The following is a 26,385-nucleotide window of genomic DNA, read 5'->3' on the forward strand; positions in this document are numbered from 1 at the left end:
CCTACCTCTCCAGTTCCATAAGTTTAACTTTCGCTATCCCAGCCTCAGGAGTTCCGGGATACATCTCAATCACCTTACGGAAGGCCTCTTTCGCCTTCTCCACATCTCCCATTCCCTTGTAGCAGAGGCCAAGCTTAAGCATCGCAGCAGGAACTTTGTTCTCGTTGGGGTACTTCTCAATAACCTGCTTAAAGTAGTTTACGGCAGTCTCGTAATCGTTGTGGGAGTAGTAAATCTCACCTATCCAGTAGAGTGCATTGTCAGCAAGGGAGCTCTCAGGATACTGCTGGACGAGCTGCTCAAAGAGGGACTTTGCTTTCTCAAGGTCACCGGCCTCCATAGCGTTGAAGGCCTGCCTGTAAAGGTCTCTGGCGCTAAGCTGAACAACTGGCTGGGGTTTCTCTCCCTCCTTGCCCTCCACGGAGGGAGGTTTAACAGAAGTAATGGGAACCGTAACGGCAGAAAGGGTTTTGTCTATTTCCTCTACTTTCTTTTTAAGCTCAAAAATCTGTTGCTCGTTACCTGCGCTTTTGTCTTCAACTTTTGAGAGCCTCTCCTCTAAGAGGGAAAGTTTCTCTCCTTGAGAGTCCACCTTGACCTTAAGGGCTTCAAGCTCTTTTTTAATCTGTGAGAAATCGGCGTTAACCGGTCCCTGAGTCTGTGCACACCCAAAAAGGAAAGAGAGTGCTATAGGAACAAGAATCAACCTTCTCATTGCTCACCCCCAAAATTTAGTCCCTTCCTCTCAAGCTCCTCTTCACACTCCTCAACGAGCTCCCTCATAAGCTCGTCAACGTGATACATCCTGTTTACCCTACCGACGTTGCTACCGGAGAAAACGAGGCCTTCAACCACGTCTCCTTCCACCGACTTAAGGAGAACGTCGGCTATGCAGTAGATGGAATCCGGCCCCGGACACGTTTTAAGGCACTTATAAGGGCAGGAGTGAGGAATTTTTCCCTCCTTTTCAAGCCTCTCGGTAAAAGGATTCCTAACGGCATGAGCCGGCATGCCGACCGGACTCTTTATGTAAATAGAGTCCTCCGGCTTTGCCTTTATTATATAGTCCTTAAACTCCTGAGCTGCATCACACTCATAAGTCGCAATAAAGCGGGTTGCTATCTGAACCCCACTTGCTCCCATCTCAAAGGCCCTTGCCATGTCCTTTCCGTCAAAGATACCGCCGGCGGCTATTACGGGAATGTTTACAGCCTTCACAATATCTGGAAGGATATCCCACAAGCTATCCATCGTTCCCAAGTGTCCACCGGCATCACCGCTCTCAACAATCACAGCAGCAGCGCCAAGCCTTTCAGAGAGCTTTGCCCCCTTTGGAGTGGCTACAATCTCAACAAGGGGAACGTCAAAGGTGTTGCATATCTTAAAGACGTCCTTGCCAAAACCTGCTCCCTGAATAATCAGGTCAGCCCCGGCATCTATCGCCGTCATTAAGAGCTCGTAGAAGTGGGTAAGGGCGTACATAATGTTCACGCCGATTATTCCGTTAGGAGCAAGTTCTTTGGCCTTCCTTATCTCTTCAGCCAGCTCCCAAGCGTAGTGGTAGGGTTTTAGGCCAACGCTCTCAACGTCAATTCCTTTACAGGTGGTCTTCTTCGGCTTGCTCCTGTCCTTTTCGTGAAGGAGAACTGCAGAGATAACCCCAATTCCGCCGGCATTGGCAACGGCTGCTGCTAACTTATGGAGGGATACCTTCGCACCCATCCCTCCCTGAATGATTGGATACTTGGGTTCTAAGTCCTTGATTCTAAGCCTCGGCAACCTACTCATTTAAACTCCTTATAAGAATTTTTTTTATGATTTCAGTATCTTCTGAACTGATAATTTTAAAACCTTTTTCTGAGAGAAGGGCTGCAGTTACCCCCATTCCCTCTTTCAAGTTATCTGTATCAAACTCGTAGATTTTCTTCACTCCACAGGAAGGACTTTTTTCCTTAAGTATACACGCTACAAGTCTATCACCAAGGAGCTCCGCCGCCTTAAGGGTCTCATAAGCCCCCCTTAAGAAGTTCTCCGTCACGTCTTTAAAAGAACCATCAACTGTTAAAACTTTTCCCTTCCCAGAGAGAACGTCCTTACCGTCACCACCCTTTATCTTGGCAGGAGACCTCGGAGTTGGAAGTCCGCCGAGCTGTTCAGGACAAACAGGAACTACAAAACCTCTACGAAAGGCCTCAACGATAAGTTCAGACCTGTTGTTACCTCCGTTATACTTACAGTTAAAGCCAACAAGACAAGCACTAACGAGAATAAGTTTACTCATCCTTAACAACTACCTCGTGGAAAGGTCTTAAGGCAACATCTTCTGCAATTTCCCTTAGCCTCTCTACGCTAATTCCTTCAATCATCTCAATAAAGGAAGAATCGTAGGAGTAACCTTTCCCCATAACTTCCCAGAAACCTGCATACCAAGACTTCTTACTCCTCGTCTCGTGGTCCAGCTCAAAGCCTCCTCTGAGGTAGCGCTTCGCCCTACTAACGCTCTCAGGAGTTACAAAGTCCGGAAGGTTTCTAAGGAGCTCCAAAAGCGCCTTCTCAACATCTTTTTCCTTTTCTGGAGAAGTTCCTATATAAAGGAAAAGTCTACTTTTTCCAAGGCGGGTAGGATAAATAGAACCTGTTGAGTAGGCAAATCCTCTTTTTTCGCGGAGCTCCTGAAAAAGAACTGAACCTATCCCTTCCCCAATCAGTGTATTCAGAAGGCGAAATTCAACGTAACCTCCCTCGTTAACTGCCGGCGCCTCAACAGCAACCATAAGAAAGCTCTGGGCAGAGCCTTTCCTCTTTACAACCTCTTTTTTGGTTTCCCGAATCCCAGTAGTAGGTCTTTTTAAATCTCCCGGGAAGGTTTCTAAACCTTCCAGTAGAGGAAGTATCTCCTCAAGGGAGTGGAGCTTCCCACAGATTGAAAAGACAGTTCCTTCAGGGAAAATGGAACCCCTAAACCAGCTTTCAGCTTCCTCCAGAGAGGTTGAGGAAACGCTTTCTTCGCTACCGTAGGGCATATTCTCGTAAGATGTTCCACAGTAAGTCATCTTAACTATCTTCTCGTAGGCAAGCGAAAAGGAGTTTTCTATCTTAGAGCGAATAGCGGCTAAGAGAGATTCCTTTTCAACCTTGAAGCTCTCGGCAGAGAAATCTGGGTTTTCCACTACCTCTTTAAACAACCTGAAGAACTCAACTACCCCTTCTGGAACGACCTGAAACCTTACTAAGGAGTAGTCAACTGAAACTTCTGGAACAAAAGGAGTCCCAAAACGCTCCTGAAGTTTTGAAAACTCTAAAGGAGAGCGTAGAGAACTTCTCTTAAAGGCCGTTTTAAAAGACAGCGTAGTAATTCCGGGCTTTCTGTCAAAAGAAGAACCTCTTGGGATAAAAACGTTGCATGCAACTATTTCAAAGCCGTCAACAGGGTTTAGCAGAACCTTTATACCGTTACGAAGTTTGATCAGCTCCATCAGAAGTCCTCTAGAGCCGGAACTACTGGTAGTGAGGAGTAATCTGCACCCTTAACGATTACCTTTCTGCCAGAGAGCTCTATCCGCCCGTCAACAAACCACTTAACGGCCTGAGGGTATATCCTGTGCTCGTACCTTAGGATTCTCTCTGAAAGGGTCTCAGGCGTATCGTCCGGAGAAACGGGAACTGCAACCTGAACAATAATGGGACCTGTATCAACCCCCTTATCAACAAAGTGAACTGTAGCCCCCGATACGTTAACTCCGTACTTTAAAACCTTTTCGTGAGGCTTTAGGCCGGGAAAAGAGGGTAAAAGAGTGGGGTGGATGTTCATAATCCTGCCCGGAAAGGCATCAACAAAGGGGGCTGAAACGATTTTCTTGTAGCCGGCAAGACAGACTAAATCAACTCCTAAGTACTTAAGTATGGCAACAATCCTTGAGTCGTACTCCTCGCGACTTGGGAAACCATTTGGGTCTACAAAGACCCAATTTATTCCGAGCTTCTCTGCCCTTTCAATAGCTCCTATGTTTTTCCTGTCAACAATTAAGACAGCAACTTCAGCGTTTATTTTTCCAGATAAAACAGCTCTCGCAATAGCTTCAAAGTTGCTTCCTCTTCCAGACGCTAAAACGGCAATCCGCTTCATTCAATAACTACTCTCCCCTTTCCTTCTGTTATCCTTCCTATTCTATAAACCTTTTCACCGCTCTCTGAGAGGATAGTTTCAGCCCTTTCCACATCCTCAGGAGAAACAACTAAACAGAGACCTATTCCCATGTTAAATGTTCTGAACATTTCATCCTCTGGAACGTTTCCTTTTGAATGGATAAAGTTGAAAATAGGAAGGATTTCCCAAGAGCTCTTATCAATCACGGCGTCAACGTTTTTGGGTAGGATCCTAACCAAGTTACCCGGTATTCCACCACCGGTAATGTGGGCAATCCCTTTAACCTCTACTTCCTCAAGGAGCTTAAGAACCGACTTTACGTAAATCCTCGTCGGAGTTAACAAAACTTCATAAACTTTCCCGCCAAGCTCTTCAACGTAATCATCAACCTTAAGCCCCAAGACTTCAAAGAAGAGCTTCCTCACCAAAGAGTATCCGTTACTGTGAATACCGGAGGAGGCAAGTCCTAAAACAACATCTCCCGGCTGTATCTTTTCTCCAGTTATGTACTTTTCCCTCTCAACAATACCTACGACAAAACCGGCAAGGTCGTACTCACCTTCCGGGTAAAAGTCCGGCATCTCAGCCGTCTCACCGCCTATAAGGGCACAGCCTGCTATCTCGCACCCCTTTGCTATTCCCTTAATAACATCCGCAGCAACGTCAACAGAGAGCTTTCCCGTGGCAAAGTAGTCAAGGAAGAAGAGAGGTCTTGCCCCAACTGTAAGGATGTCGTTAACGCACATGGCAACAAGGTCTATTCCAACTGTATCGTGAACGCCGGCCATCTGGGCTACTTTCAGCTTCGTTCCAACACCGTCAGTTCCAGAAACGAGGACGGGCTCCTTATAGCCCTTTGGAATAAGGTAGCCAGCTCCAAAACCTCCTATTCCGGCAAGGACGTTACCGTCAAAGGTCTTTGCTGCAAAGGGCTTTATCCTCTCAACGAGCCTCTCGCCAGCCTCTATGTCAACGCCAGCGTCCTTGTAAGTAAGCTTCCTCTCCTCCATACTCCACTCCCAGAGTTTCAGTCTTCCGAGCCGTAGCCAAACTCTCCATCAAAGTATATCGGAACATCAAAGGCAAAGTGTCTCCTCGTCCAACCTTTACTCTCTCCAAGCTCCCTCTCTATGTGCTCTTCAAAACCTTTTACCCTTGAATCTAAAGCGTCTGCATAGGCAAGTGCCACCGCTTCAAGAGTTTTCGGCCTCTTAGGCGAACCGTGCTCGTACTCCCCGTGATGGGCAAGTAGACAGTGGAGAAGCTTTACCTTTAAATCCTTTGGGAAGTCCTTTATTTTCTCTATCTTGCGGCACTTACGAGTAAATCTCTGTCTATGCTTTTAAACCTTTTTGCAACAGTTTCACAGATTTCCACGACGCCTAAGGTGTGCTCCAGAAGACCACCGATACAGGCGTGGTGAACGGTCTTGCCGGCGGGAGCTCTCAAAAACTTCTCTACAAAATCATCGTCGTAGAAGAACTCCTCAAGGAGCTTCTTTAAAAAAGGGTTGCTTACGCTGTCTATTACCTCAAGGAGCTTAACGAACTGGTCATCTATTGAAAATCGGCTCTCGCTCAAGAATTTCTTAGGGTCAAATTCTCCTTGAGAGGCCAACCTTATTTCCTTAAGCTTAGGCTGAAGATTTCCCTGAAAGTATTCAACGGAGCCGGAAACAAAGACCACGTCTCCTTTCTTGAAAACCGCAAGGTCGGCTTCTTTCGGAGGTTTCCACCAAAGAGCCGAAAAAGCTCCCGTCCTATCTGAGAGAACTAACCTTAAAAAAGGTTCTCCTGTCCTGTGTTTTTTTATCTCTACGTGTTCAATTACAAAGTAACCTTCAAAAGGAGCGCCGATGGGAAGCGCGTGGAGCTCCCTGCTCAGTATGTCCACGCTCTTTTCTCCTTCTTCTTAAGTCCTTGCGGCTGATTATAGAACTTTCCTTCTTCTATTTCAACGCCTTTAACATACCGCTTGACTACACTGCAGGGAGCTCTAAACCCTCCTTTAGAATCCAACCTGTAAAGCAAAGAGGTGTGAAACGTTCACCACGGGCCCAAGCCAGATTCCAAGAACTATCAAGAAAGCCGCCATAACGGCTAAGGGAACTACTATGAACTTTTTATTTGAAGGAGCGTTTACGGGCCTTTCAAGTGTCGGCTCTTCAAGGAACATCTGTTTTGCAATCCATATGTAGTAGGCAACAGAAAAGGCACTATTTATAAGTCCAACAAGGGCAAGCCACGTCATCCCTGCATCAACAGCGGCAGCAAATACGAAAACCTTACTGATAAAGCCGGCCATAGGTGGAACGCCTGCAAGGGAAAGAAGGAATATCAGGAAGAGGACAGCTAAAACCGGCTCCCTCCTTCCAAGTCCTTTGTAGTCGTCCATCGTCTTTGCACCCCAGACGAAGAGGAAAACGGCAAAACAGAGGAAGGCCGCAGTTTTCATGAAAACGTAGGCGGCAGAGTGGTAGAGGATACCTGTAACGCTTAAAGGAACTGAAAGGGCAGCAAAAGCTATGAGCGTATAGCCGGCGTGAGCCACAGAGGAATAGGCAAGGATACGGGAGACCTTCTTCTGGGCAAGGGCAAGGAGGTTTCCAACAGTCATCGTAATGGCTGCAAGGAGAGCGAGGATAAAGGTAAAGTTTTCAGAAACTGCAGGGAGGGCCTCATAAATTACCCTCATTAGAGCTATAAAGGCTGCACTCTTGGTTATTCCAGTTAAGAGGGCTGCAACTCCGGGGCACGTTCCCTCATAAACGTCCGGTCCCCAGAAGTGGAAGGGGAAGGCAGTTATCTTAAAGGCAAAGCCTGCAAATATCAAAACTGCTCCAAGGAGAACGAGGGGGTCTTTAAAGAGTTCCTTCGCAAGAACTTTAAACTCAAAACTGCCGGTAACGGCATAGAGGAGGGAAATACCGAAAAGCATCGTACCTATGGCAAGAGCTCCGTTAAAGAAGTACTTAACGCCTGCCTCTATTGACCTCTCGTCAAAGGCAAAGAGAACCATAAGGTAGGTAGGCATCGTCATGAGTTCCATAGCAATAACGAGGGAAACAAAGTTCGTAGCAGAGATAAGGAGTAGAGCTCCTGCCGTCGATATAAGAAGAGCTCCTATAAGTTCGTTGACGAACTTATCTTTCTCTGTAACCCAGTAAACAACCAACATAGTCATCCATGATGCCACAAGTATGAGCAGCCCTAAAAGCTGCGTTACACCATCGCTAACGAAGAAGTTGGAAAGAATCGTTCCTCCCTTCTCTGAAAGGAGGACTAAAAAGCCAGAGAGAACGTAGCCTGCACTTGCGATAATTGCACCGAGAATTCCAGATATCCTGAAGATTCTGTTAATGACAGGCAAGAAAGCGCCCGTAAGAGCCAAAATCATTATGGCTGCAAGGAAGTTGACGTTCACTTGCTACCCCCTACTTAAAGAGTTGAGCAAAGATATCAACGCTTCCGTTGTAGAGATTAAAGACGACAGAAGGAACAATACCTACGAAGATGAAAGCCGCAATGTACATAGCAAGGGCAAGGTTTTCAACGAAGGGGAGTTCCTTAAGGCTCTTGAGCTCCTTAAAAGACTCCCTTAAGGGCCCAAAGACAGCCCTCTGGAGCATCCACATGAAGAACCCAGCAGAGAGAGCACTTGCCAAGGGAACGATAATCATTACCCAGCCGTAGTAGTCAAAGGCGGCAAGCATAACGGTAAGCTCTCCAACAAATCCTGCCGTTCCCGGAAGTCCAACGGCGGCGAGAACCCCAATTACGAACATCGTCATGAGTCCCGGAATCTTCTTCATTAGACCGCCAAGCTCAGAGATGTACCAAGTATGGGTCTTGTGGTGAATGTAACCGGCAATCATAAAGAGGATGGAAATAATGAGGGCGTGTCCCACCATCTCGTAGAGGGCAGAAGAAATTCCAGCTGCTGTCAGGGCAGAAAGTCCAAGGAGAACAAAGCCCATGTGGTTGATACTTGAGTAGGCGACCATCCTCTTTATGTGGTCCTCGGCCAACGCCCTAAAACCGGCGTAGAATATGGTAAGAATCGCAATAACTGCCATAAGAGGAGCAAAGAACTTAGTAGCCTGTGGAAAGAGAAAAATCTCCCACCTGAGGAGACCGTAAGCACCCATCTTAAGGAGAAGTCCTGCAAGGAATACAGAAATGGGGGAAGGAGCTTGAACGTGGGCATCGGGAAGCCACGTATGGAACGGAACAACGGGCATTTTGACTGCAAAGCCGATAAACATCAGAATCCAGATAAGCTTGACAACGCTTGGGTCAAGGGCTGCACTCTTTTTAAGAAGCTCAACAAACTCAAAGGAGTGGGTATTCAAGTATAGAACGATGATTCCAAGGAGCAGGAAGACACTCGCAAGGTGGGTGTAGATGAAGAACTTCATCGCCGCGTAAATTCTATTTTCAGCACCCCATATACCTATGTGGAAGAACATTGGAACTAAGGTAAACTCCCAGAAGATAAAGAACCACAGGAGGTTTAAGGAAGCAAAAACTCCAACCATAGGCCCTAAAAAGACAAGAACTAAAGCAAAGAAAGCTCCCGGCTTCTCTACGTTCCAAGAGGACAGAGTAACCGTAATTGCCAAGAAAGCAGTAATGGCAAGGAGCGTAATGGATATCCCGTCAACCGCTAAGTGGAGGTTAAAGTCAAATGGAGGGTAAATCGCGTAAAACTCTTCAAAGCCGAAACCGCTTTCCGGCCTGTTTACGAGAAGGTAGACGGTGCACAGAGCTAAGAAGATAGCTACTGCAAGTGATAGATACTTAGGGATGTTCCTATTGATCCTTTCCCCAATGTAGGCAAAAGGAGCTGCTAAGACCGGAACGAGTATCATGCTAAGAAGGACCATCCACTCCTCCTACACAAAGAGAATAATCAGAGAAATAGCTATAACGCCAAGAGCGAAGTAAGTTAGGTAGTTGACAAGGTCTCCAGTCTGAATCTTTCTACACTTATCCCACAGGTAAAGGGATAAAGAAGCAACTCCGTTTACAGCTCCGTCAACAACGTTTGTGTCAACCCACTCTACAGCCTTGGCTATAGAACCGTAGAAGACCTTCCTGCAGACCCACTTGATGGCATCGTCCACTAGCCAACCCTTATAGAGGAAGACGTTTACAGCCTCACCCATAGGATGGGCAAGGAGCTTAGAAGTCCCAAGGCTCCTCTTGTAGTAAATCAGGTAGGCAAGCATAAAGAGGAAGAACATAACGGTAAGTGTGGCGACCAAGAGGTTAGCGTAGAAGGGCTCGTGAACCTCCCCAAAGAGGAAGTGAACAATGTCTTCTTTAAAGAAGGCCGTTATGAAAGTAAATGCGGCCAAGACGTAAAGGGGAACGAGCATTACCGGGTAGGCTTCCTTAGCGTGCTTTGAAGCCTCAGAAGGCTCTCCCGTAAAGATTACAAACCACAGTCTAAAGCCGTAGAAAATTGCAAGAACACCAGCCACGAAGGTAAGGCCAAAGATTACAGGATTAAAGTGGAAAGTTTCTGCCAGAATCCAGTCCTTACTGAAGAAACCGTTAAGGGGCGGAATTCCAGAAAGGGCAAGGACACCAACCAAGAAGAGAAGTGCCGTTTGAGGCATGTATTTTTTGAGTCCACCGAGCTTAAAGGCATCTTTCGTATGGTGGGTCATGTGAATTACCGCACCTGCAGCAAGGAAGAGGAGGGCTTTAAAGATTGCATGGTTCATAAGGTGGAAGATTCCTGCAGCGGCAGAACCAACTCCAAGACCTACAAACATGAGGGCAAGGTGCTCCATCGTGGAGAACGCTAAGACCTTCTTTATCTCTGTATGGGCCAAAGCACCGGTAGCGGCGATGAAGGCAGATAGAGCTCCAACGAAGGCAACAACTATGAGCGCCTGTGAGTAGTCAAAGAATGGGAACATCCTTGCTACCAAGTAAATACCGGCATTAACCATAGTAGCAGCGTGAATTAGAGCTGAAACCGTCGTAGGACCTTCCATAGCGTCAAGCAGCCACGGGAAGAGAGGAAACTGGGCGGACTTTCCGATAGCACCTATGAATATGAGTATGGAGATTAAGAGCCCCAGCTTTACGCTGAAAGCCCCTGCAACTGCAAGGGCGTTGAGTTCCTGAAAGTTAATCGTTCCGAGAACGACGTAGGCAACGATGATTCCGGCCAGCATAAAGACGTCGCCGAACCTCGTCATAACGAAGGCTTTAAGGGCTGCCTCGGCAGCACTCTTCTTCCAGTACCAGTAACCAATCAAGAGGTAGGAGCAAAGACCAACACCTTCCCAGAAGATGTAAAGCCCCACCAAGTTGCTAACAAAGACAAGGCCTACCATTGAGCCGATGAAGAAGAGCTTCTCAAAGTAGTACCTGTGAGGAGACTCGTCCTCTTCCATGTAACCCTTAGAGAAAACAATATCCAAAAGGCCTATGCCAGTAGCAATTATCGCCATAACGATGGCAAGGTGGTCAACGTAAATACCTAAGGGAACGGAAAAGCTTCCGAACCTAAACCACTCAAACTCGTGGACTAAAGGCCTTTCACCAAGGTTTAAGGCCACGTAAGACGTAAGACCAAAACCGAGAGCTCCCGTAATTACCGCAACCCAAAAGGAGTTCCACCTACTTGTAAACTTCCCTACAAGGAAGGAGAGGATACTCCCGACAAAGAATACAGCTATAGTCAAGTAGACGAGTTTCTCCATCCTACCACCTCAGGTTCTTGATTTTTGAAGGAATTACCTCACCAAAGCGCTTGTAGAAGACGATAACTATCGCAAGGCCTACGGCGGCCTCTAAAGCTGCAAGACCTATGGTGAAGAAGGAGAAAATCTCTCCGTCAACGTTCCTCTGGGCAGAGAAAACAACGAAGTTTAAGTTGGCTGCATTGATAATCATCTCTATGGAAAAGAGCATCCTGATTACAGACCTTCTTGACAAGAGACCGTAGACCCCAACTGCAAAGAGCGAGAAGGAGAGAAAAAGGTAAGCATGAACGTCAGCGGCAAGTAGCATTACTTAGCCTCCCTCTTCTTCGTGATAATGGCGTTTGCCATGTAAAGAATCGCAGCAACGATAAAGCCGAGAACTATGGTGAAGAAGGAATATTTCTCAACAAAGACCGTTCCGAGCTTTTCCGTTGAGTAAACCTTGTAGGGAAGGGTGTCCACAGCGCTTAAAAAGGAGAGGAACGTTCCAAAGACGGTCAAGAAGACGCTCACCAAAATGGCAACTACGGCCTTTCCAGAAGGTTTTTGGTAACTCTCGCCTATCATCATAATTGCGAAGAGAACCAGAATGGTTACTCCTCCAGCGTAAATGGCAAGCTGAACGCCCCCTAAAACGGGCATCCCAAGCCCAAAGTAAACGAGAGCAATTTCAGACAGGAGAACCACGAAAGAAATTGCTGCCCAAAGGAGTGATGATACTTCCAAAGCAAGTATCGCCGACGCCACGATTATTGCGTATATAATCCAGAAGTAAACGTTACCGCTCATGGCTTATTTCTCCTTTTTCTCTGCCTGCTTTTTCTTTAAAGCTTCCTGTTTTTTCTTCTCTATTAACTCTTCCATCTTCTTTGCCTTTTCTATTGCTTCCTGCAGGTTCTCCGGTTCAAAAATGAACTGGGTAAGGTTCTCCCACGTTCCGGGCGCAACTATCATACTGTAGTGGTCCGTGAGTTTTATCGCCTTCTCAGGCTTCGTAGGACAAGCATCCTCGCAGAAGCCACAGAACATACACTCGTTAGCCCTAACCCTCGGGACAGCCCTTGGCTTCTTAACTCCAGTTGGAACCATCTCTATGCAGTTAACGGGACACGAACGAGAGCACATCCCACAGCCAATACAGATGTCCGCTTTTATTACGTGCTTTCCGCGGTAGTGGAGCTCCCTCCTTATCCCTTTGTCCCACCAAATTTCCGTAGCCTTTGGGGCGAAAATGGCCTTTGAAACCCTTATAACCTTTTTTGTAGCCTCAAGCGGTATTCCGAGGATATCCTTCAGCTCCATACTCTTCTCCTCACGCAAGTATCATCTTGATGAAAACGATGAAGGCAAGGTTTAAAAGGGCAAGAGGGGTAAGGACTTTCCAGCAGAACTTTAAAAGCTGGTCCATCCTGATACGGGGCGTTGAGGCCCTTACAACGAAAGTAAAGACGTACAGGGCTCCTAACTTTAAGAGGAACCAGATAACTCCGGGGAGAATTGGTCCCTTAAAGCCACCGAGGAACAGAATAACAGCAAGTGAATAAAGAGCGAAGAGCTCAATGAGCTTTGATAGAACGAGAATGGCATAGTTGAAACCGCCAAACTCGGTTAAAAATCCGTAAACGATTTCCTGCTCTGCCTCCGGAATGTCAAAGGGAGGCCTGTCTGTAACTATGAGAGTTGCCGTAATAAAGATGAGAAAGGCTGGAATAAGGAAGATAAAGCCAAGGAGGGAGCTCCTCTCAACGATTTCAACGTGGTTGAGGGTTCCGTAGAAAACGGCAACCGAAAGGGCAGAAAGCCACAGGGGAATCTCACCTGAAATCATCTGGTTAACAACCCTTAAGCCCCCGATAAAGGAGTACTTGCTCTTTGAGGCCCAACCAGCGTAGAAGAATATCGGAGGCATACTGGTAACGAGGGCAAGGGCGATAAGGAGGTCAAAGCTCGTGCTAACTATGTAAATACCTTTGGAAAAGGGAATAAAGGCAATCATCATCGCAACCATTATGAAAGCAACGAAAGGAATAAGTGAAAAGAGGAGCCTATTTGCCCTTCTCTGAATGATGAATTCCTTCTGCAGAAGCTTAAAAACGTCAGCAGTTGTCTGAAGTAATCCCCACTTACCAACGTAGTAGGGACCGGTTCTTAGGTGAACATCCGCCAGTATTTTTCTTTCAAGGTAGAACACCAGCAGGAAGACAACCAAAAGGAACAGAAATCCCGGAAAAACAAGAGCTTTAAGCCACGGGCCCATAACTCCTCCTACCTGTCAATGTCACCATGACACATGTAGAGTGACGCAAAAATCACCGGAATATCGGCAAGCTTCACGCCTTTCATCATCTCGGGCATAGCCCATAGGTTCGCAAATGAAGGTCCCCTCATCTTGAGCCTGTAGGGACCAGTTCCGCCTTCACTTACAAGGTGAAAACCGAAACATCCCCTCGCCCATTCAACGTTAACGTAGGCCTCTCCGGGAGGAACCTTAACAGGGAACTTCACCCTATACTCTCCCTCTGGTAACCCCTCAATAGCCTGTCTGATAATCTTTGCAGATTCCTGTATCTCTTCCCAGAGGACAAGGTACCTTGCGTAGGCATCCCCTTCTTCTTTTGTTACAACCCTAAAATCAAGCTCCCCGTAAGCAGCGTAAGGATAGTCCTTCCTTATGTCAGAAGCTACACCAGAGGCCCTTAAAGCTGGCCCAGCAAGTCCCAGCTCAATGGCCTTTTCCTTTGAAACAACGCCAACTCCGCGGGTACGGAGCTTCAGGGTGGGGTTATCTATAAAGACCTCTCCATAGCGGGGAATGAACTCCTTCTCAAGGTAATCAACGGCCTCAATCATTTTTTCAATGAACTTACTTGTAGGTTCATACCTAACGCCGCCGGGAACTATGGAGGCCGTAGCAATTCTCTGACCTGAATAAACTTCAAAAGCGTCAAGGAACTTTTCCCTTGCAATGAGAGCCCACTGTGATGGAGTATGAACACCAAGAACTCCTATAAAGCCTCCTAAACCTATCAGGTGACTAACAATCCTTCCTCCCTCACAGAGGATAGTTCTCATATAGTCAGCCTTCTTGGGAACCTCCACTCCAGCTATCTTCTCAGCAGCTATTGAGTAACCTGTCATCGTGCCGAAGTTGTCAATAAAGCAGGCCCTTTCAACGTTGACTATCGCATTCAGCCACGTCCTGTACTCAACGAGCTTCTCAAGGAGTCTGAGAACGTATCCAATATCCGGGTCAACTTTTACGACTTCATCACCGTCAACCCAGACCTTTAGCCTCATAGGGCCAGAGGCCGGGTGTTGAACTCCCCAGTTAAGCTGGAGTATCTTCTCCTGAAGGAGTCCTAAGTCTTTTCCCGCTACTTCTTTCTCCTCTTCAACAATAAACACGTATCCTGTTAAAGCTACGCTGTTTCCCATTATGCTTTCCCCTTACGAACTTCCTTTCTGTGCTTTTTAAAGTCGTAAGACTTCCTAAGAGGGTAAAGACCTTTCGCCCATTCTGGAAGAATCATTACTTCAAGTCTTGGGTTGCCGACAAACTCAACCCCAAACATTTCCCACGCTTCTCTTTCGTGAGGTTGGAAAGGAGGAAATATGTCACAGACAGTTGGAATCCTCAGCTCATCCTCAGGTAGATTTACCCTAACAATTACGAACTTCTTCTCAACCAAGTTCTCAATGATGTAGTTAATCTGAAATCCCTCGCCCTTCGGTGTGTAGTCAACAACGGAGATAGTATGGGGATACTTAAAGCCATAAGATTTCAAGAATTTCATAAGGTCACGGATTCTCTCTTTAGTAGCATGCACAAGCAGCATGTTTGTGTCGTAAGGCTCTGTTTCAAAGCCAAATTCCTCTTTTATCCTGTCTTTAATTTCCTCAAGCATCCTTGCCTCTCGTTAGTAGGATATATCTTCCATTCGGTTTGGATACTTCTTCGCTGCGTTTTCTCTATCCCTCATGATTATCTCTTTGAGTTTTAGGAAACCTTCTAAGGTAGCCTCAGGGTTGGGTGGACAGCCGGCAACGAAAACGTCAAAGGGGATGTACTGAGAAACGTCAACGGCAACAAAGTCGGAATCCCAGTAAGGTCCTCCTCCAGCAGCACAAGCTCCCATACCAAGAACGTAACGGGGTTCAGGCATTTGTTGATAGACGCGGAGTAAAACGGGAAGAACTTTCTTTGAGACAAGCCCCGTAACGATAATGAAGTCCGCTTGCCTCGGGCTGGGAGCCATCATAAAGCCGTACCTTTCCCAGTCAAACCGCGGGGACATAAGGGCTAAAACCTCTAAGGAACAACAACCGCTACAGAAGTGAACGCCCCACGGAGAGTTTGCCCTACTCCAGTCAAAGAACTTCAAAATCATTCTTTCTTTCCTCCGAGCATTACGTAGGAGAGGGGAATCATCAAGAGAAACGCAAAGAGGACGAAAACCCAACCAAACTGGGGGTCCCCCTTTCCAACTGCATAGAGAACAAAGAGAACACCAGCTATGTCCATTGCAATGAAAATAATCGCGTAGAAGTAGTATTGAAAGTTAACGCTGGATATAATGGGCTCGGGAGCTGGAAGTCCACACTCGTAAGTATCCTCCTTGACCGGATGAGGACTCTTGGGAGATACAGCAACAGACATTAACCAGAGGGAAAGACCGGCAAGCGCCATAACTATCACGAATACTAAGAAGCTGTAGAGCATCCTTTCGTCCCCTTACTATTTAAGATTCATTCTACCATTTTGTAAACGTTTTGTAAACATTTTGTAAAAATTTGGTAACTAAGCCGGTGAGGATGATTTTACGATAAACAATACAAGATTGTCAAGGATTATAAAGATTTAATATCCCATAGAGGTTATCCAAACCTTCCCGTTATATAGTCTTCCGTTAGTTTCTCCTTAGGCTTAACGAAGAGGTCATCTGTTCTATTGAACTCTATGAGCTCCCCCATGTACATAAAGGCTGTGTAGTCGGAAACCCTCGCAGCTTGTTGCATGTTGTGGGTTACTATGATTATAGTCAGCCTCCCCCTAAAGCTGACTACAAGCTCCTCAATCTTTGCCGTTGAAATAGGGTCAAGGGCTGATGTTGGCTCGTCAAAGAGCAAAACCTCCGGCTCAACGGCTATCGCCCTTGCAATGCAGAGTCTCTGCTGCTGCCCTCCAGAAAGCCCCGAAGCTGGGTCGTGAAGCCTGTCCTTAACCTCATCCCACAGGGCAGCGTCCTTTAAGGCCTTTTCTACCCTGTCTTGGAGCTCCGTCTTATTCTTAATTCCTTTTAACCTCAACCCGTAGGCAACGTTATCAAAGATTGACATAGGGAAGGTTGTAGGCTTCTGGAAGACCATACCTACACGGCTTCTGAGCTTTATCAGGTCATAGTCCTTTTCAAGGATATTCTCCCCGTCAAGGAGAATCCTTCCTTCATACCTGTTTCCGGGGTAAAGGTCGTGCATCCTGTTAAAACAGCGAAGGAGGGTAGTCTTACCACAGCCGGAAGGACCTATGAGGGCAGTTATACGCTTTTCAGGAACTTTAAAGGAGATATTTTTCAGGGCGTGCTTTTCTCCGTAGTAGAAGTTTAGGTTCTCAACGACTATCTTCGGGTTTTCCTTTATGTCAACTACGTAGGCCATAGCTCCTCCTTACTTTTTGAAACCGTAGTGGGCGATTAATCTTCCGAGAATGTTAGCACCTAAGACTCCAACTGTAAGGATAATCGCTGCAGCCCAAGCAAGCTCCTGCCAGTACTTGTAGGGGCTCATGGCGTAGTCGTACATGGTTACGGTAAGGGAGGCCATCGGTTGGGTCATATCAAGGGTAAAGAAATTGTTGTTGAAGGAGGTAAAGAGAAGTGGGGCAGTTTCTCCACCAATCCTTGCAACTGCCAGAATAACCCCTGTAACGATTCCGGTTATCGCAGACCTGTAAACTACGTCCTTTATCACCTTAAACTTCGTAGCTCCAAGGGCGTAGGCTGCCTCTCTAAGTTCTGGCGGAACCATCCTGAGCATATCGTCGGTAGTCCTGAGAACTATAGGAATCATCATAATCGCAAGGGATAGAGAGCCTGCAAATCCCATGAAGTGACCAACGGGCTTTACAAGGAGGGCGTAGATAAAAGTTCCAATTACGATTGATGGAACGCTCATCATAACGTCCGACATATCCCTTATGAAGTTGGCAAGCTTACTGTTCCTGCCGTACTCCGAAAGGTAAGTTCCAGCCAGCACTCCCAAGGGAATACCAATCACCGTCGCTGTAAGAACTATTAGTAACTGCCCCACTATCGCGTGCTTGAGCCCACCAGTTTCATCACCGGGAGAAGGTGGGTCACCGATAAAGACCTCTATGGAAAGGGCGAAGAATCCCTTGTAAATAAGCGTTCCCAGTATCCAGAAAAGCCACATAATCCCAAAGACAGCGGCAAGGGTTGAAAGGACAAGAACTATCCCATTAACAAGTTTACGTTTCTGGAAAGCGTCCAAGGCTTACCTCTCCACCTTTTTCAGGAAGAAAAATTTTCCGACAACGATAACGAAGAAGCTCATAACGAAGAGAATGAGGGCTAAGTAAAAGAGGCTTGAAAGGTAAAGGTCTGTATCAGCCTCAGTAAACTCGTTGGCAAGTGTAACCGTAATGGATGTTGCAGGCTCTAAGATGGAGCTCGGTATAACGGGCTGGTTACCCATAACGAAGGTAACGGCCATTGTCTCTCCGAGAGCTCTACCGAGAGAAAGAATTATTCCACCTATAACGCCAAGCTTTGCGTAAGGTATAACGACGTCCTTCATAACGTCCCACTTTGTAGCTCCAAGGGCGTAGGCAGATTCTTTAAGAATATCTGGCACCATCTTAAAGGAGTCCCTCGCTATGGCTGCCGTAAAGGGAAGTATCATGATTGAGAGAACGACTGAGGCCGTTAAAAGGCCAATACCCGGAGTGTAACCGGAAAAGAAACTACCAACCACGGGGAGCTTACCTAAGGTGGCGTGGATGATTGGTTGAACTTTGTCACGCATGAAGGGGGCAAAGTAGAAAAGTCCCCACATACCGTAGATGATACTGGGAATGGCGGCAAGGAGCTCTATAGCTACCCCAACGGGTGTCCTTAAAAAGTGGGGTGCTATCTCTGTTAGGAATATGGCGATACCTATGGCAACGGGAACTGCAATGGCAATTGCAATAACCGTGCTAACGAGAGTGCCAAAGATTGCTGGAGCTCCCCCAAACTTTTCAAGGGGAGGATTCCAGACCTGTGATGTTATGAACTTCCACACCCCAAAGGCCTGAATGGAAAGAGAAGACTCTTTATAGAGAACAATAAAGAGAGCTCCAAGTATGAAAAGAACAAAGAGCGCCGCCCCAAGAGCCACCTTGGCAAAAACCCTATCTATGCTCACGCCGATAACTCCTGAACTTGTTGAGGAAATTCTAACAGATAGAGCAAAAGTAGGAGGTTATCCTATCAAATCTGGAAAAGCCTCAGAGCTTGTATTTCCCATCCGCACATTTTCGGTTTGCATGATTACCGCACTAATTTACACTCGTATATTCATCCACTAAACTATAACAACGACTACTTGGAGAAGGAAATGTGGACACCACCCCAAATAGCAAGAGAGTCAGGAGTTAGTGGTAATACGAGACGCTATACCCGTAAACATTTAAAAACTCTTCAAAAGGAAGGAACTCTAAGAGTCAAAAAACCGGAGAATTACCCATGCAAGTAAAAGCAACGGAAAGAGTAATTAGGTATAAAGAGTACGATTATGCAGGCATACTGGCAAGCACCGGAATATACGGAATCCATAAATTCCCTGCGATGCTACACTTTAAAGTTGTAGAATCATTAATAGACGAATTCTCTTCCCCAGAAGAAATAGTATATGACCCATTCTGCGGTAGCGGGGTAACTCTTAACGTTGCCATTAGAAAAGAAAGAAACGCTATAGGAACAGATATAAATCCGCTGGCTCTTCTAATAGCTGAAGTTCGCTCATTAACGAACATTAATCCAGAGGAATATATAAAAGAACTCCTACAAAATTGGGAAAAACTAACCCCCGAAATTCCAAAAGTTAAAAATTTGAATTATTGGTTTAAAGACTATGTCGTAGAAGAACTTGGAAAAATACGGAGTTTTCTTCTTAAACTTCCACCCAGTGGAGAAAAAAAGTTTCTCTCAGTCGTCTTCTCCCAGACAGTAAGAGATGTTTCCCTCACTCGCAAAGGGGAATTTAAAAGATACAGGATGAAACCCTCAGAAATTGAAAAGTTTTCTCCCAATGTCCTTGCTACTTTCATTAGCTTGTCGCAAGATTACTACAAAAGGCTTACAAGCTGGCCAAAACCAAAAGGAAAGCTATCCCTATACTTGCACGATACAAGAAGGCCACTCCCCTTTAATGAAAAAGTTGATACAGTAATCACATCGCCCCCTTATGGAGACAGCAAAACTACAGTAGCCTACGGGGAGTTCTCGTCTTTTTCCTTAGAATGGTTGCAAGGTATTATAACTCTACCTCCTTACAACATTGATAGAAAATCCTTAGGCGGGGATAAAAGTAAAGCTCCCTATGAAATTCCTTCTTTTCCAAGCTTAGAAAAAACAATAGAAGATATCTCCAAAAGAGATAGAAAGAGAGCCGAAGAGGTATTAAGCTTTTACAAAGACCTATTCATTTGCATTAGAAACATCACGGGTAAATTATCTGATAGAGCTACTGTATGCTTCATCGTTGGGAACAGAAGAGTAAAAAAATGCACAATTCCAATGAATGAGATAGTAAAAGAAATGTTTGAGTATTTTGGATTAAATCACTACGAAACACGAGTTAGAAATATTCTTAACAAAAGGATGCCTCTTAATAATTCTCCTTCCAACAAAAAAGGTGACAAAGACAAAACAATGAAAAGTGAGTTCATCGTAATAATGAAAGTTTAGCTCTTATCCACCGAGGTAAATAGGAAAGTTCATAAACTTCTATACGCTTAATATCCTCTTCAATAAAACCTTTTAAGGAAAAATACAAATTGTCAGGCAAAAATAGAACTCGTAACCCCTCTTCCTGCATATCCAAAAGTTTTCCTTCCGTTATGTCAGCAGAATCACTTAAACAAACAAAAGCCGCATTAGGAAAATGACGAAAAATAGGAATATCCTCTCTCCACCTCTCCCTTAATGTTCTTTTAACAGCCAAAGCGATAACCCCATTAGGATTTTTTTCAAGAGCTTCCTTAGAAGGAATCGCTACATCTGGATAATAACTTTTCTTTGATCTCCTTCTACCAACAGGTTCATTGTCTATACCGTATTCCTTTAGAGCATAACTTAATATGTATTCGCTACTCATTCCCCCTCTTGACCTCCGTGTATTGGCTATTACCGTGGAAAGTTCAACAACGATATCTGCAACTTTTTGTAAAGTATCCTTCAATCTACTTTCAGGATTTATTTCCTTTAAGAGAATCTCTCTTACCACTCTTTTTTCTTCTAAAAGATACAGCCTATGGGCTTCCTTTTCTATTTCGTTCACATACTCAGAAAAAGAAACATCACTTGAAATTCTTCCTCTCACGTTTCTGACTGCCTCGTCTATAATATCCGAAACGGCCCTTATACTTTTAGAAAAAAAAGACATAACTGCTATCTCCTCCAAATCTCAATTAGTGCAACATGCAACTATAAGCTTCTAACCTAAATTTCAGTATAACAAACCTTAGGTCAGAAGGAGAAAAAGATGGCAAAAGCTGGTGATTTCGTTCACCTCCACCTCCACTCCCAGTACTCAATCCTTGACGGGGCAATAAAAATAAAGGACCTCGTAAAGAAGGCCAAAGAGTACGGAATGCCGGCCGTTGCCGTTACAGACCACGGAAATATGTACGCCTCCTATGAGCTCTACAAAACCTGTAAGGAAGAGGGAATAAAACCAATAGTTGGACAGGAGTTCTACATAGCTAAGGGCTCTCGCTTTGACAAACAGAAAGGAGAAGAGGGAGAAAAGGGTAGCTACCACCTAATACTCCTTGCCAAGAACGAAACAGGCCTCAAGAACCTCATGAAGCTAAGCACAATAGGGTTCTTAGAGGGCTTTTACTATAAACCGAGAATAGACAAAGAGGTCTTAGAAAAGTACAGCGAAGGGCTAATTGCCCTTTCTGCCTGCATTCAGGGTGAAATCCCCCTCCTCTACCTTACGGGAAAAGAGGAAGAGGCCGTAAAAGCAGCAAAGTGGTACAAGGAGCTCTTTGGCGACGACTTCTACCTTGAAATCCAGTACCACGGAATAAAGGAACAGGAAAGGGCAAACAGGTTTTTAATAGAGCTCTCCAAAAAACTTGACATAGAGCTCGTTGCAACAAACGACGCTCACTACTTAAACAGCGAGGACTGGGAAGCCCACGACGTTTTACTCTGCCTCCAGACTGGTAAAAAGCTCTCCGACGAAAAACGGATGCGCTTTCCAACAAAGGAGTTCTACTTTAAAAACGCCCTTGAAATGCTTGAAGTCTTCAAAGAGGTTCCCCACGCAGTATTCAACACCCTAAAAGTTGCAGAGAAAATAGACGACACCTTAGCCCCCTTTGAGTCCTCAGGATACCTCCTTCCAAAGTACGAAGTTCCTGAAGGCTACACCTACGAGTCCTTCCTTAGAGAGCTTGCCCTTAAAGGGCTTGAAAAAAGGTTTAAGGAGCAGGGGATAACCGACGGGGAAACAAAGAAAAAATACTATGAGCGCCTTGAGCACGAGCTAAAAATCATCTCAGACATGGGATTTCCCGGTTACTTCCTGATAGTCTGGGACTTTATCAACTGGGCAAAGAAAAACGGCATTCCCGTTGGTCCCGGTAGGGGTTCGGCTGCAGGTTCACTGGTTGCTTACGCAATCGGCATAACCGACATAGACCCATTAAGGTTCAACCTCCTCTTTGAGCGTTTCCTAAACCCAGAAAGGGTAACGATGCCAGACATTGACGTTGACATCTGTCAGGAAGGAAGGGACAGGGTTATCCAGTACGTCCGCGAAAAGTACGGAGAGGACAAGGTCTGCCAGATTATCACCTTTGGAACTCTAAAGACAAAGATGGTCATCCGTGACGTAGCAAGAGTCCTTGGAATGCCACCAAAGGAGGTGGACAAGTTTGCAAAACTCATTCCCGGGGATGCCGGCTCTGTAGAGGAAGTCCTTGAGAAAGCTCCAGAGATAAGGGAGCTGGCAGAAAAGGACGAAACCATAGGAAAGCTCATAGACATCGCAAAGAAGCTTCAGGGGCTTACAAGGCAGACTGGAGTCCACGCTGCAGGCGTCGTTATTGCCCCCGAAACGCTCACAAACTTCATCCCCTTAGCCCGCAGTAAGGACGGGGACGTAACGACCCAGTACGACATGGGACAGATTGAGGCCTTAGGGCTTTTAAAGATGGACTTCTTAGGCCTCAAGACCTTAACGATTATTGACAGAACGATAAAGCTGATAGAGGAACGCCACGGGGTAAAGATTGAACCAACGAAGATTCCCCTTGACGATGAGAAGACCTTTAAACTCCTACAGGAGGGCAACACCATAGGCGTCTTCCAGCTTGAATCAAGGGGAATGAGAAACCTCATGAGGAGATTAAAGCCCTCCGTCTTTGAGGACATCATAGCCTTAGTTGCCCTCTACCGTCCGGGACCTCTAAACTCCGGAATGGCAGAAAGCTACATAAGGCGTAAGCACGGTCAGGAAGAGGTTGACTACATCTTCCCAGAGCTTGAGCCTGTTCTTAAAGAGACCTACGGCCTCTTCATCTATCAGGAACAGATAATGCAGATAGCCAACATCTTGGCAGGCTACACCCTCGGAGAGGCAGACCTCCTCCGTCGTGCAATGGGTAAAAAGAAAAAGGAAATAATGGAGGAGCAGAGGAGCATCTTCATCAGCCGTGCCGTTGAGAGGGGTTACCCGAGGGAGAAGATTGAAAAGCTCTTTGACGACATAGCAAAGTTTGCTGAGTACGGATTCAACAAGTCTCACTCGGCAGCTTACGGATTCTTGGCCTACGTAACGGCTTACCTTAAGGCCCACTACCCGAAAGAGCTAATGGCAACAATGATGTCCCTTGATTTTGATAAGACCGATGAAATCGTTAAGTTCATGAAGGATTGCCGTGAAAACGGCATTCCCGTATTCCCACCGGACATAAACAAGAGTGACGCCTTCTTCTCAATAGAAGGGGAAGGAATAAGGTTCGGCCTTGCCGGTATTAAGGGCGTTGGAGAGAAGGCAGCCCGCCACATCGTAGAGGTCAGAAAGGAAGGAGGGGAGTTTAAGGATATCTACGACTTCTGCGAAAGGGTTGACCTTAAAGTTGTAAACAGAAAGGTAATTGAGTCCCTCATAAAGGCCGGAGCTTTTGACTCCACCGGCGTCTCAAGGGCAGCAAACATGGCTGTTCTTGATAAGGCAATGTCCGTTGCCCAGAGCCTACAGAAGTCTAAGAGCAAAGGACTCCTGAGCCTCTTTGGAGATGAAAGTAAGGGAATTGACAGGGAAATCCCCGACGTTCCGGAGTGGAATGAGAGGATTAAGCTGGAGTATGAGAGGCAGTCCGTAGGCTTTTATCTTTCAGGCCATCCCCTCCTTGAGTACAAGGACCTCATACAGTTTAGCTTTAACTCAACCTCTGAGAAGGAAGAGTGGAAGGACGGCCAAGAGGTGAAGCTCGTTGGAGCGATAACTGAGGTAAACGTAAAGAGGACACAGAGAGGGGAGCTCTGGGCAAACGTGGAACTTTCAGACCTTGACGGAACTGTTAACCTCCTTGTCTTTCCGAACCTCTACAGGGAAAAGATGGAGCTCCTCACAGAAGGTAACGTCGTAGTTGTAGAGGGAGAGGTCAGGGAAGAGGAGGAGGCAAGCTCAATAATAGCTAAGGAGATATCCACCCTCAACGAGAAAGTCTTTAACGACGTCAACGAGATAGCCATTAGGCTCTACGACGAGGAGATAACCGATGAGCTCTTAAAAAAGCTAAAGAGCTTTGTAGAGGAGCACGGCTCTCCAAGGGGTAAACCTGTTATCATAGAGGCAAAGCTGAAGGATTGTTTTGTAAAATTGCAACTCCACCCAGACTACTCGTTACCCGTTAGCGCAGAAGTGCTTAAAGAGCTTAAGAAGATACTACCGGCAGAAAGAATAAGTATTAACTGAGGTTTGAGCCATGGCTGGACTTTTTGAATTTGAAAGACAGGTTGATAGACTAAGAAAAAAGATTGAGGAACTCAAATCAATGGGAAAGTTTGAGCCAGCAGTAATTGAGGAGATAGAGAGAAAGTTCCAGAAGAAGATAAGAGAGTTCTACGAAAACCTTTCCGCTTGGGATAGAGTTCAGATAGCCCGCCACCCCGACCGTCCCCACGCCATTGACTACATAAGAAACGTCTTTACGGACTTTATAGAGCTCCACGGCGATAGGCACTGTGGCGATGGTAAAGCAATTATCGCCGGCTTTGGGAAGTTTGAAGGTCAACCGGTCTGTATCATAGCTCAAGAAAAAGGAAGGGACACGAAGGAGAAGATAGAAAGAAACTTTGGAATGCCCGTTCCGGAGGACTACAGGAAGGCCCTAAGGGTAATGAAGCTGGCAGATAAACTTGGAAAACCCATAATCACCTTAGTAGACACGCCGGGCGCTTTTCCCGGGATAGAGGCAGAAGAACACGGGCAGTCTGAAGCGATAGCGAGAAACCTCCTTGAGATGGCAAAGTTAAAAGTTCCCGTAGTTACAGTCGTGATAGGTGAAGGAGGTTCTGGAGGAGCTTTAGCAATAAGTGTAGCGAATAGGCTGTTAATGTTTGAAAACGCCATCTACTCCGTGATTTCCCCTGAAGGTTGTGCAGCGATTCTCTGGCAGTCTCAGGAAAAAGTTAAGGAGGCAGCAGAAGCCCTCAAACTTACGGCTAAGGACCTACTAAAACTTGGAATAATAGACGACATAATTCCTGAGCCTTTAGAGGGTGCTCACAGGGACTGGAGAACGACATTTGAAAACTTTAGGGTTTACGTTAAGAAACACCTTGAAGAACTCCTCCCTCTAAAGCCCGAAGAGCTCGTAGAACAGAGGTACAGGAAGTTTAGAGAAATAGGAAGCCTGAGGTAGTACTCCTCAGGCTATCACCCTCTTTAAGAGTAAAGCAACAACCTCTTCGGGATTTCTCCTCTCAACAAGCTCTTTCGCAAGTTCCCTTACTCTTTCGGGAAGCCTCTCAGTTGGAGCTGAAAGGAGCTCCTCCTTTAGTTCCTTTAAGTCATTTGCCCTAAACCTTTCTGGACGAACTCCCTTTAGCCCTTTAATCCTGTAGAGCCTCCTCTTTTCACTCTCAGCGACGAGGCTAATCGCAACACCTTCCCTTCCGGCCCTTCCGGTTCTGCCAATCCTGTGAACGTAGCTTTCTGGGTTTTCAGGGAGCTCGTAGTTAATGACAAGCCCCACGTCCTTGATATCTATTCCCCTTGCAGCTACATCGGTAGCAACGAGGACTTTAACCCTACCTTCCCTAAAGGTCTTCATTACGTTCTCTCTCTGTCTCTGGGAGAGGTCTCCGTGAATAGCCCTTGCACCTATGCCTCTCTTTTGGAGCTCCCTCTCAAGCTCTGCCGCGTCCCGCTTTGTCTTTACAAAAACAATTGTTGTCGTTCCTTCGTGTTCCCTAAGGAGCTTTTCAAGGGCTCTCAGTCTTTCCTCACTTTTTATAAAAATCAACCTCTGGCGCACCTTAGGAGTGATAAGCTGCTTTCCAACCTTAACGGTCTTATAGCCCGGCCTTAAGTACTTATCTATGAGCTTCCTTATCTCGTAAGGCATAGTGGCCGAAAAGAGCATAGTTTGTTTATTTTTCGGCGTTTTAGAGAGTATCTCCTCTATGTCCTCTATGAACCCCATATCAAGCATCTGGTCCGCCTCATCAAGGACGGCAAACCTTACCCTGTCAAGCTTCAGAACTCCCCTGTTTATCAAGTCCTTAACCCTACCGGGCGTCCCAACAACTATCTGGTTTCTACCTCTCCTTAGGATGTTTATCTGCTTCTCAATAGAAACGCCACCGTATATGGGATAGGCAGAAACGCCCTTGTTCTTACCGATAAGAGAAAGCTCGTGGGCAACCTGAATTGCGAGCTCCCTCGTTGGAGTAAGAACTATCGCCTTAACTCCCCTCTCCCTTGAGCCAATTTTCTCAACCAGAGGTATTCCAAAGGCAGCAGTTTTACCTGTTCCTGTCTGTGCCTGTCCAACAATATCGTAACCTTCAAGGGCTATAGGAATCGCCTCCTTCTGTATAGGCGTTGGTCTCTCAAAACCCATTTCCTCTAAGGATTTCTGAATCCTTGAATCAAGTTGCTCAAATGTAAACTCCATACTCTTCTCCTCTCCTTAATAAGTCCTTACAAATAAAAAATTGCCACGATTTCCGACGCCGTTTCAGACGGAAACCGTGGCAACCTATTTTAG

27 protein-coding genes are annotated in these 26,385 nt (G+C 46.0%); 3 read left to right on the plus strand and 24 right to left on the minus strand.

The features are described 5' to 3' along the window. Position 1: 1 nt before the first annotated feature. The 22 genes from ybgF to pstC form a co-directional block, all read right to left on the minus strand. On the minus strand, positions 2-715 hold the full coding sequence (ybgF, locus tag CLV27_RS06035; RefSeq protein WP_132526858.1) for a tol-pal system protein YbgF: 714 nt from the start codon (positions 713-715) through the stop codon (positions 2-4). Beyond that, positions 712-1,788, minus strand: coding sequence for an NAD(P)H-dependent flavin oxidoreductase (locus tag CLV27_RS06040; protein WP_132526860.1), 1,077 nt, complete (start codon positions 1,786-1,788; stop codon positions 712-714). The genes ybgF and CLV27_RS06040 overlap by 4 nt, the downstream gene beginning before the upstream one ends. Continuing rightward, a complete protein-coding gene (locus CLV27_RS06045) occupies positions 1,781-2,281 on the minus strand; it encodes a 2-thiouracil desulfurase family protein (RefSeq protein WP_132526862.1) in 501 nt (166 codons plus the stop codon). Before CLV27_RS06045 ends, CLV27_RS06040 begins: the two co-directional genes overlap by 8 nt. Next, a complete protein-coding gene (locus CLV27_RS06050; RefSeq protein WP_132526864.1) occupies positions 2,274-3,476 on the minus strand; it encodes a M16 family metallopeptidase in 1,203 nt (400 codons plus the stop codon). Before CLV27_RS06050 ends, CLV27_RS06045 begins: the two co-directional genes overlap by 8 nt. Next, entirely contained in the window at positions 3,476-4,126 is a 651-nt protein-coding gene (purN, locus tag CLV27_RS06055) for a phosphoribosylglycinamide formyltransferase (protein ID WP_132526866.1), read from the minus strand. Before purN ends, CLV27_RS06050 begins: the two co-directional genes overlap by 1 nt. After that, positions 4,123-5,157 carry a phosphoribosylformylglycinamidine cyclo-ligase gene (purM, locus tag CLV27_RS06060; RefSeq protein ID WP_132526868.1) on the minus strand — a complete coding sequence of 345 codons (1,035 nt, stop codon included), beginning with the start codon at positions 5,155-5,157 and terminating at the stop codon, positions 4,123-4,125. The genes purN and purM overlap by 4 nt, the downstream gene beginning before the upstream one ends. Before the next feature lie 17 nt (positions 5,158-5,174). Further along, on the minus strand, positions 5,175-5,336 hold the full coding sequence (locus CLV27_RS08575) for a hypothetical protein (RefSeq protein ID WP_243644903.1): 162 nt from the start codon (positions 5,334-5,336) through the stop codon (positions 5,175-5,177). 113 nt (positions 5,337-5,449) lie between these two features. Beyond that, entirely contained in the window at positions 5,450-6,040 is a 591-nt protein-coding gene (locus tag CLV27_RS06065) for an OB-fold nucleic acid binding domain-containing protein (RefSeq protein ID WP_243644905.1), read from the minus strand. Between the two features lie 114 nt (positions 6,041-6,154). Beyond that, the gene (locus CLV27_RS06070; RefSeq protein ID WP_132526870.1) at positions 6,155-7,570 is read right to left on the minus strand and encodes an NADH-quinone oxidoreductase subunit N; all 1,416 of its coding nucleotides are present in this window, start codon (positions 7,568-7,570) and stop codon (positions 6,155-6,157) included. Positions 7,571-7,580: 10 nt separating this feature from the next. Next, complete coding sequence (locus CLV27_RS06075) at positions 7,581-9,032, minus strand: complex I subunit 4 family protein (protein ID WP_132526872.1); 1,452 nt, start codon at positions 9,030-9,032, stop codon at positions 7,581-7,583. 9 nt (positions 9,033-9,041) lie between these two features. After that, positions 9,042-10,868 carry an NADH-quinone oxidoreductase subunit 5 family protein gene (locus CLV27_RS06080; RefSeq protein WP_132526874.1) on the minus strand — a complete coding sequence of 609 codons (1,827 nt, stop codon included), beginning with the start codon at positions 10,866-10,868 and terminating at the stop codon, positions 9,042-9,044. Position 10,869: 1 nt separating this feature from the next. Beyond that, positions 10,870-11,178 (minus strand): NADH-quinone oxidoreductase subunit NuoK, encoded by a 309-nt coding sequence (gene nuoK, locus CLV27_RS06085; RefSeq protein ID WP_132526876.1) that lies wholly within the window; start codon positions 11,176-11,178, stop codon positions 10,870-10,872. Beyond that, positions 11,178-11,660 carry an NADH-quinone oxidoreductase subunit J family protein gene (locus CLV27_RS06090; protein WP_132526878.1) on the minus strand — a complete coding sequence of 161 codons (483 nt, stop codon included), beginning with the start codon at positions 11,658-11,660 and terminating at the stop codon, positions 11,178-11,180. The genes nuoK and CLV27_RS06090 overlap by 1 nt, the downstream gene beginning before the upstream one ends. A 3-nt stretch (positions 11,661-11,663) precedes the next feature. Then, a complete protein-coding gene (locus CLV27_RS06095) occupies positions 11,664-12,173 on the minus strand; it encodes a 4Fe-4S dicluster domain-containing protein (RefSeq protein WP_132526880.1) in 510 nt (169 codons plus the stop codon). Positions 12,174-12,183: 10 nt separating this feature from the next. Further along, the gene (locus CLV27_RS06100) at positions 12,184-13,128 is read right to left on the minus strand and encodes a complex I subunit 1/NuoH family protein (protein WP_132526882.1); all 945 of its coding nucleotides are present in this window, start codon (positions 13,126-13,128) and stop codon (positions 12,184-12,186) included. Positions 13,129-13,136: 8 nt separating this feature from the next. After that, positions 13,137-14,306: an NADH-quinone oxidoreductase subunit D gene (locus CLV27_RS06105; protein WP_132526884.1), complete on the minus strand. Its 1,170-nt coding sequence runs from the start codon at positions 14,304-14,306 to the stop codon at positions 13,137-13,139. After that, positions 14,306-14,776: an NADH-quinone oxidoreductase subunit C gene (locus tag CLV27_RS06110; protein ID WP_132526886.1), complete on the minus strand. Its 471-nt coding sequence runs from the start codon at positions 14,774-14,776 to the stop codon at positions 14,306-14,308. The genes CLV27_RS06105 and CLV27_RS06110 overlap by 1 nt, the downstream gene beginning before the upstream one ends. Before the next feature lie 12 nt (positions 14,777-14,788). Beyond that, positions 14,789-15,259 carry an NADH-quinone oxidoreductase subunit B gene (locus CLV27_RS06115; protein WP_132526888.1) on the minus strand — a complete coding sequence of 157 codons (471 nt, stop codon included), beginning with the start codon at positions 15,257-15,259 and terminating at the stop codon, positions 14,789-14,791. After that, positions 15,256-15,591, minus strand: a complete 336-nt coding sequence (locus tag CLV27_RS06120) for an NADH-quinone oxidoreductase subunit A (RefSeq protein WP_132526890.1) — start codon at positions 15,589-15,591, stop codon at positions 15,256-15,258. The genes CLV27_RS06115 and CLV27_RS06120 overlap by 4 nt, the downstream gene beginning before the upstream one ends. 155 nt (positions 15,592-15,746) lie before the next feature. After that, complete coding sequence (pstB, locus tag CLV27_RS06125) at positions 15,747-16,526, minus strand: phosphate ABC transporter ATP-binding protein PstB (protein ID WP_132526892.1); 780 nt, start codon at positions 16,524-16,526, stop codon at positions 15,747-15,749. A 9-nt stretch (positions 16,527-16,535) separates the two neighbouring features. Continuing rightward, complete coding sequence (pstA, locus tag CLV27_RS06130) at positions 16,536-17,378, minus strand: phosphate ABC transporter permease PstA (protein ID WP_132526894.1); 843 nt, start codon at positions 17,376-17,378, stop codon at positions 16,536-16,538. Positions 17,379-17,381: 3 nt separating this feature from the next. Further along, positions 17,382-18,299 carry a phosphate ABC transporter permease subunit PstC gene (gene pstC / locus CLV27_RS06135; protein ID WP_132526896.1) on the minus strand — a complete coding sequence of 306 codons (918 nt, stop codon included), beginning with the start codon at positions 18,297-18,299 and terminating at the stop codon, positions 17,382-17,384. Between the two features lie 314 nt (positions 18,300-18,613). Here pstC and CLV27_RS06140 point away from each other — a divergent pair, with 314 nt between their 5' ends. Further along, positions 18,614-19,837 carry a DNA methyltransferase gene (locus CLV27_RS06140; RefSeq protein WP_132526898.1) on the plus strand — a complete coding sequence of 408 codons (1,224 nt, stop codon included), beginning with the start codon at positions 18,614-18,616 and terminating at the stop codon, positions 19,835-19,837. Here CLV27_RS06140 and CLV27_RS06145 read toward each other — a convergent pair. Continuing rightward, complete coding sequence (locus CLV27_RS06145) at positions 19,815-20,552, minus strand: type II restriction endonuclease (RefSeq protein WP_165863698.1); 738 nt, start codon at positions 20,550-20,552, stop codon at positions 19,815-19,817. The genes CLV27_RS06140 and CLV27_RS06145 overlap by 23 nt on opposite strands. 81 nt (positions 20,553-20,633) lie before the next feature. On the opposite strand from CLV27_RS06145, the gene dnaE reads away from it, so the two are divergent. Further along, positions 20,634-24,086, plus strand: coding sequence for a DNA polymerase III subunit alpha (dnaE, locus tag CLV27_RS06150; protein WP_132526902.1), 3,453 nt, complete (start codon positions 20,634-20,636; stop codon positions 24,084-24,086). A gap of 10 nt (positions 24,087-24,096) precedes the next feature. Beyond that, positions 24,097-25,035, plus strand: a complete 939-nt coding sequence (locus CLV27_RS06155; protein WP_132526904.1) for an acetyl-CoA carboxylase carboxyltransferase subunit alpha — start codon at positions 24,097-24,099, stop codon at positions 25,033-25,035. 6 nt (positions 25,036-25,041) lie between these two features. Here the strand turns inward: CLV27_RS06155 and CLV27_RS06160 are convergent, their stop codons facing one another. Next, entirely contained in the window at positions 25,042-26,292 is a 1,251-nt protein-coding gene (locus CLV27_RS06160) for a DEAD/DEAH box helicase (RefSeq protein WP_132526906.1), read from the minus strand. Positions 26,293-26,385: the final 93 nt, after the last annotated feature.

This window comes from Phorcysia thermohydrogeniphila (assembly GCF_004339575.1).
Lineage (GTDB): Bacteria > Aquificota > Aquificia > Desulfurobacteriales > Desulfurobacteriaceae > Phorcysia > Phorcysia thermohydrogeniphila.

What these genes read in the sequence shown, in the direction of transcription:
- purN (WP_132526866.1), bottom strand. Translation starts at nt 4,126, where the DNA reads ATGAAGCGGATTGCCGTTTTAGCGTCTGGAAGAGGAAGCAACTTTGAA.
- CLV27_RS06090 (WP_132526878.1), bottom strand. Translation starts at nt 11,660, where the DNA reads ATGAGCGGTAACGTTTACTTCTGGATTATATACGCAATAATCGTGGCG.
- CLV27_RS06155 (WP_132526904.1), top strand. Translation starts at nt 24,097, where the DNA reads ATGGCTGGACTTTTTGAATTTGAAAGACAGGTTGATAGACTAAGAAAA.
- CLV27_RS06120 (WP_132526890.1), bottom strand. Translation starts at nt 15,591, where the DNA reads ATGCTCTACAGCTTCTTAGTATTCGTGATAGTTATGGCGCTTGCCGGT.
- pstB (WP_132526892.1), bottom strand. Translation starts at nt 16,526, where the DNA reads ATGGCCTACGTAGTTGACATAAAGGAAAACCCGAAGATAGTCGTTGAG.
- dnaE (WP_132526902.1), top strand. Translation starts at nt 20,634, where the DNA reads ATGGCAAAAGCTGGTGATTTCGTTCACCTCCACCTCCACTCCCAGTAC.
- nuoK (WP_132526876.1), bottom strand. Translation starts at nt 11,178, where the DNA reads ATGCTACTTGCCGCTGACGTTCATGCTTACCTTTTTCTCTCCTTCTCG.
- purM (WP_132526868.1), bottom strand. Translation starts at nt 5,157, where the DNA reads ATGGAGGAGAGGAAGCTTACTTACAAGGACGCTGGCGTTGACATAGAG.
- CLV27_RS06040 (WP_132526860.1), bottom strand. Translation starts at nt 1,788, where the DNA reads ATGAGTAGGTTGCCGAGGCTTAGAATCAAGGACTTAGAACCCAAGTAT.
- CLV27_RS06115 (WP_132526888.1), bottom strand. Translation starts at nt 15,259, where the DNA reads ATGATTTTGAAGTTCTTTGACTGGAGTAGGGCAAACTCTCCGTGGGGC.
- CLV27_RS06095 (WP_132526880.1), bottom strand. Translation starts at nt 12,173, where the DNA reads ATGGAGCTGAAGGATATCCTCGGAATACCGCTTGAGGCTACAAAAAAG.
- CLV27_RS06110 (WP_132526886.1), bottom strand. Translation starts at nt 14,776, where the DNA reads ATGCTTGAGGAAATTAAAGACAGGATAAAAGAGGAATTTGGCTTTGAA.
- CLV27_RS06045 (WP_132526862.1), bottom strand. Translation starts at nt 2,281, where the DNA reads ATGAGTAAACTTATTCTCGTTAGTGCTTGTCTTGTTGGCTTTAACTGT.
- CLV27_RS06080 (WP_132526874.1), bottom strand. Translation starts at nt 10,868, where the DNA reads ATGGAGAAACTCGTCTACTTGACTATAGCTGTATTCTTTGTCGGGAGT.
- CLV27_RS06100 (WP_132526882.1), bottom strand. Translation starts at nt 13,128, where the DNA reads ATGGGCCCGTGGCTTAAAGCTCTTGTTTTTCCGGGATTTCTGTTCCTT.
- CLV27_RS06075 (WP_132526872.1), bottom strand. Translation starts at nt 9,032, where the DNA reads ATGGTCCTTCTTAGCATGATACTCGTTCCGGTCTTAGCAGCTCCTTTT.
- ybgF (WP_132526858.1), bottom strand. Translation starts at nt 715, where the DNA reads ATGAGAAGGTTGATTCTTGTTCCTATAGCACTCTCTTTCCTTTTTGGG.
- CLV27_RS06140 (WP_132526898.1), top strand. Translation starts at nt 18,614, where the DNA reads ATGCAAGTAAAAGCAACGGAAAGAGTAATTAGGTATAAAGAGTACGAT.
- CLV27_RS06050 (WP_132526864.1), bottom strand. Translation starts at nt 3,476, where the DNA reads ATGGAGCTGATCAAACTTCGTAACGGTATAAAGGTTCTGCTAAACCCT.
- CLV27_RS06105 (WP_132526884.1), bottom strand. Translation starts at nt 14,306, where the DNA reads ATGGGAAACAGCGTAGCTTTAACAGGATACGTGTTTATTGTTGAAGAG.
- CLV27_RS06160 (WP_132526906.1), bottom strand. Translation starts at nt 26,292, where the DNA reads ATGGAGTTTACATTTGAGCAACTTGATTCAAGGATTCAGAAATCCTTA.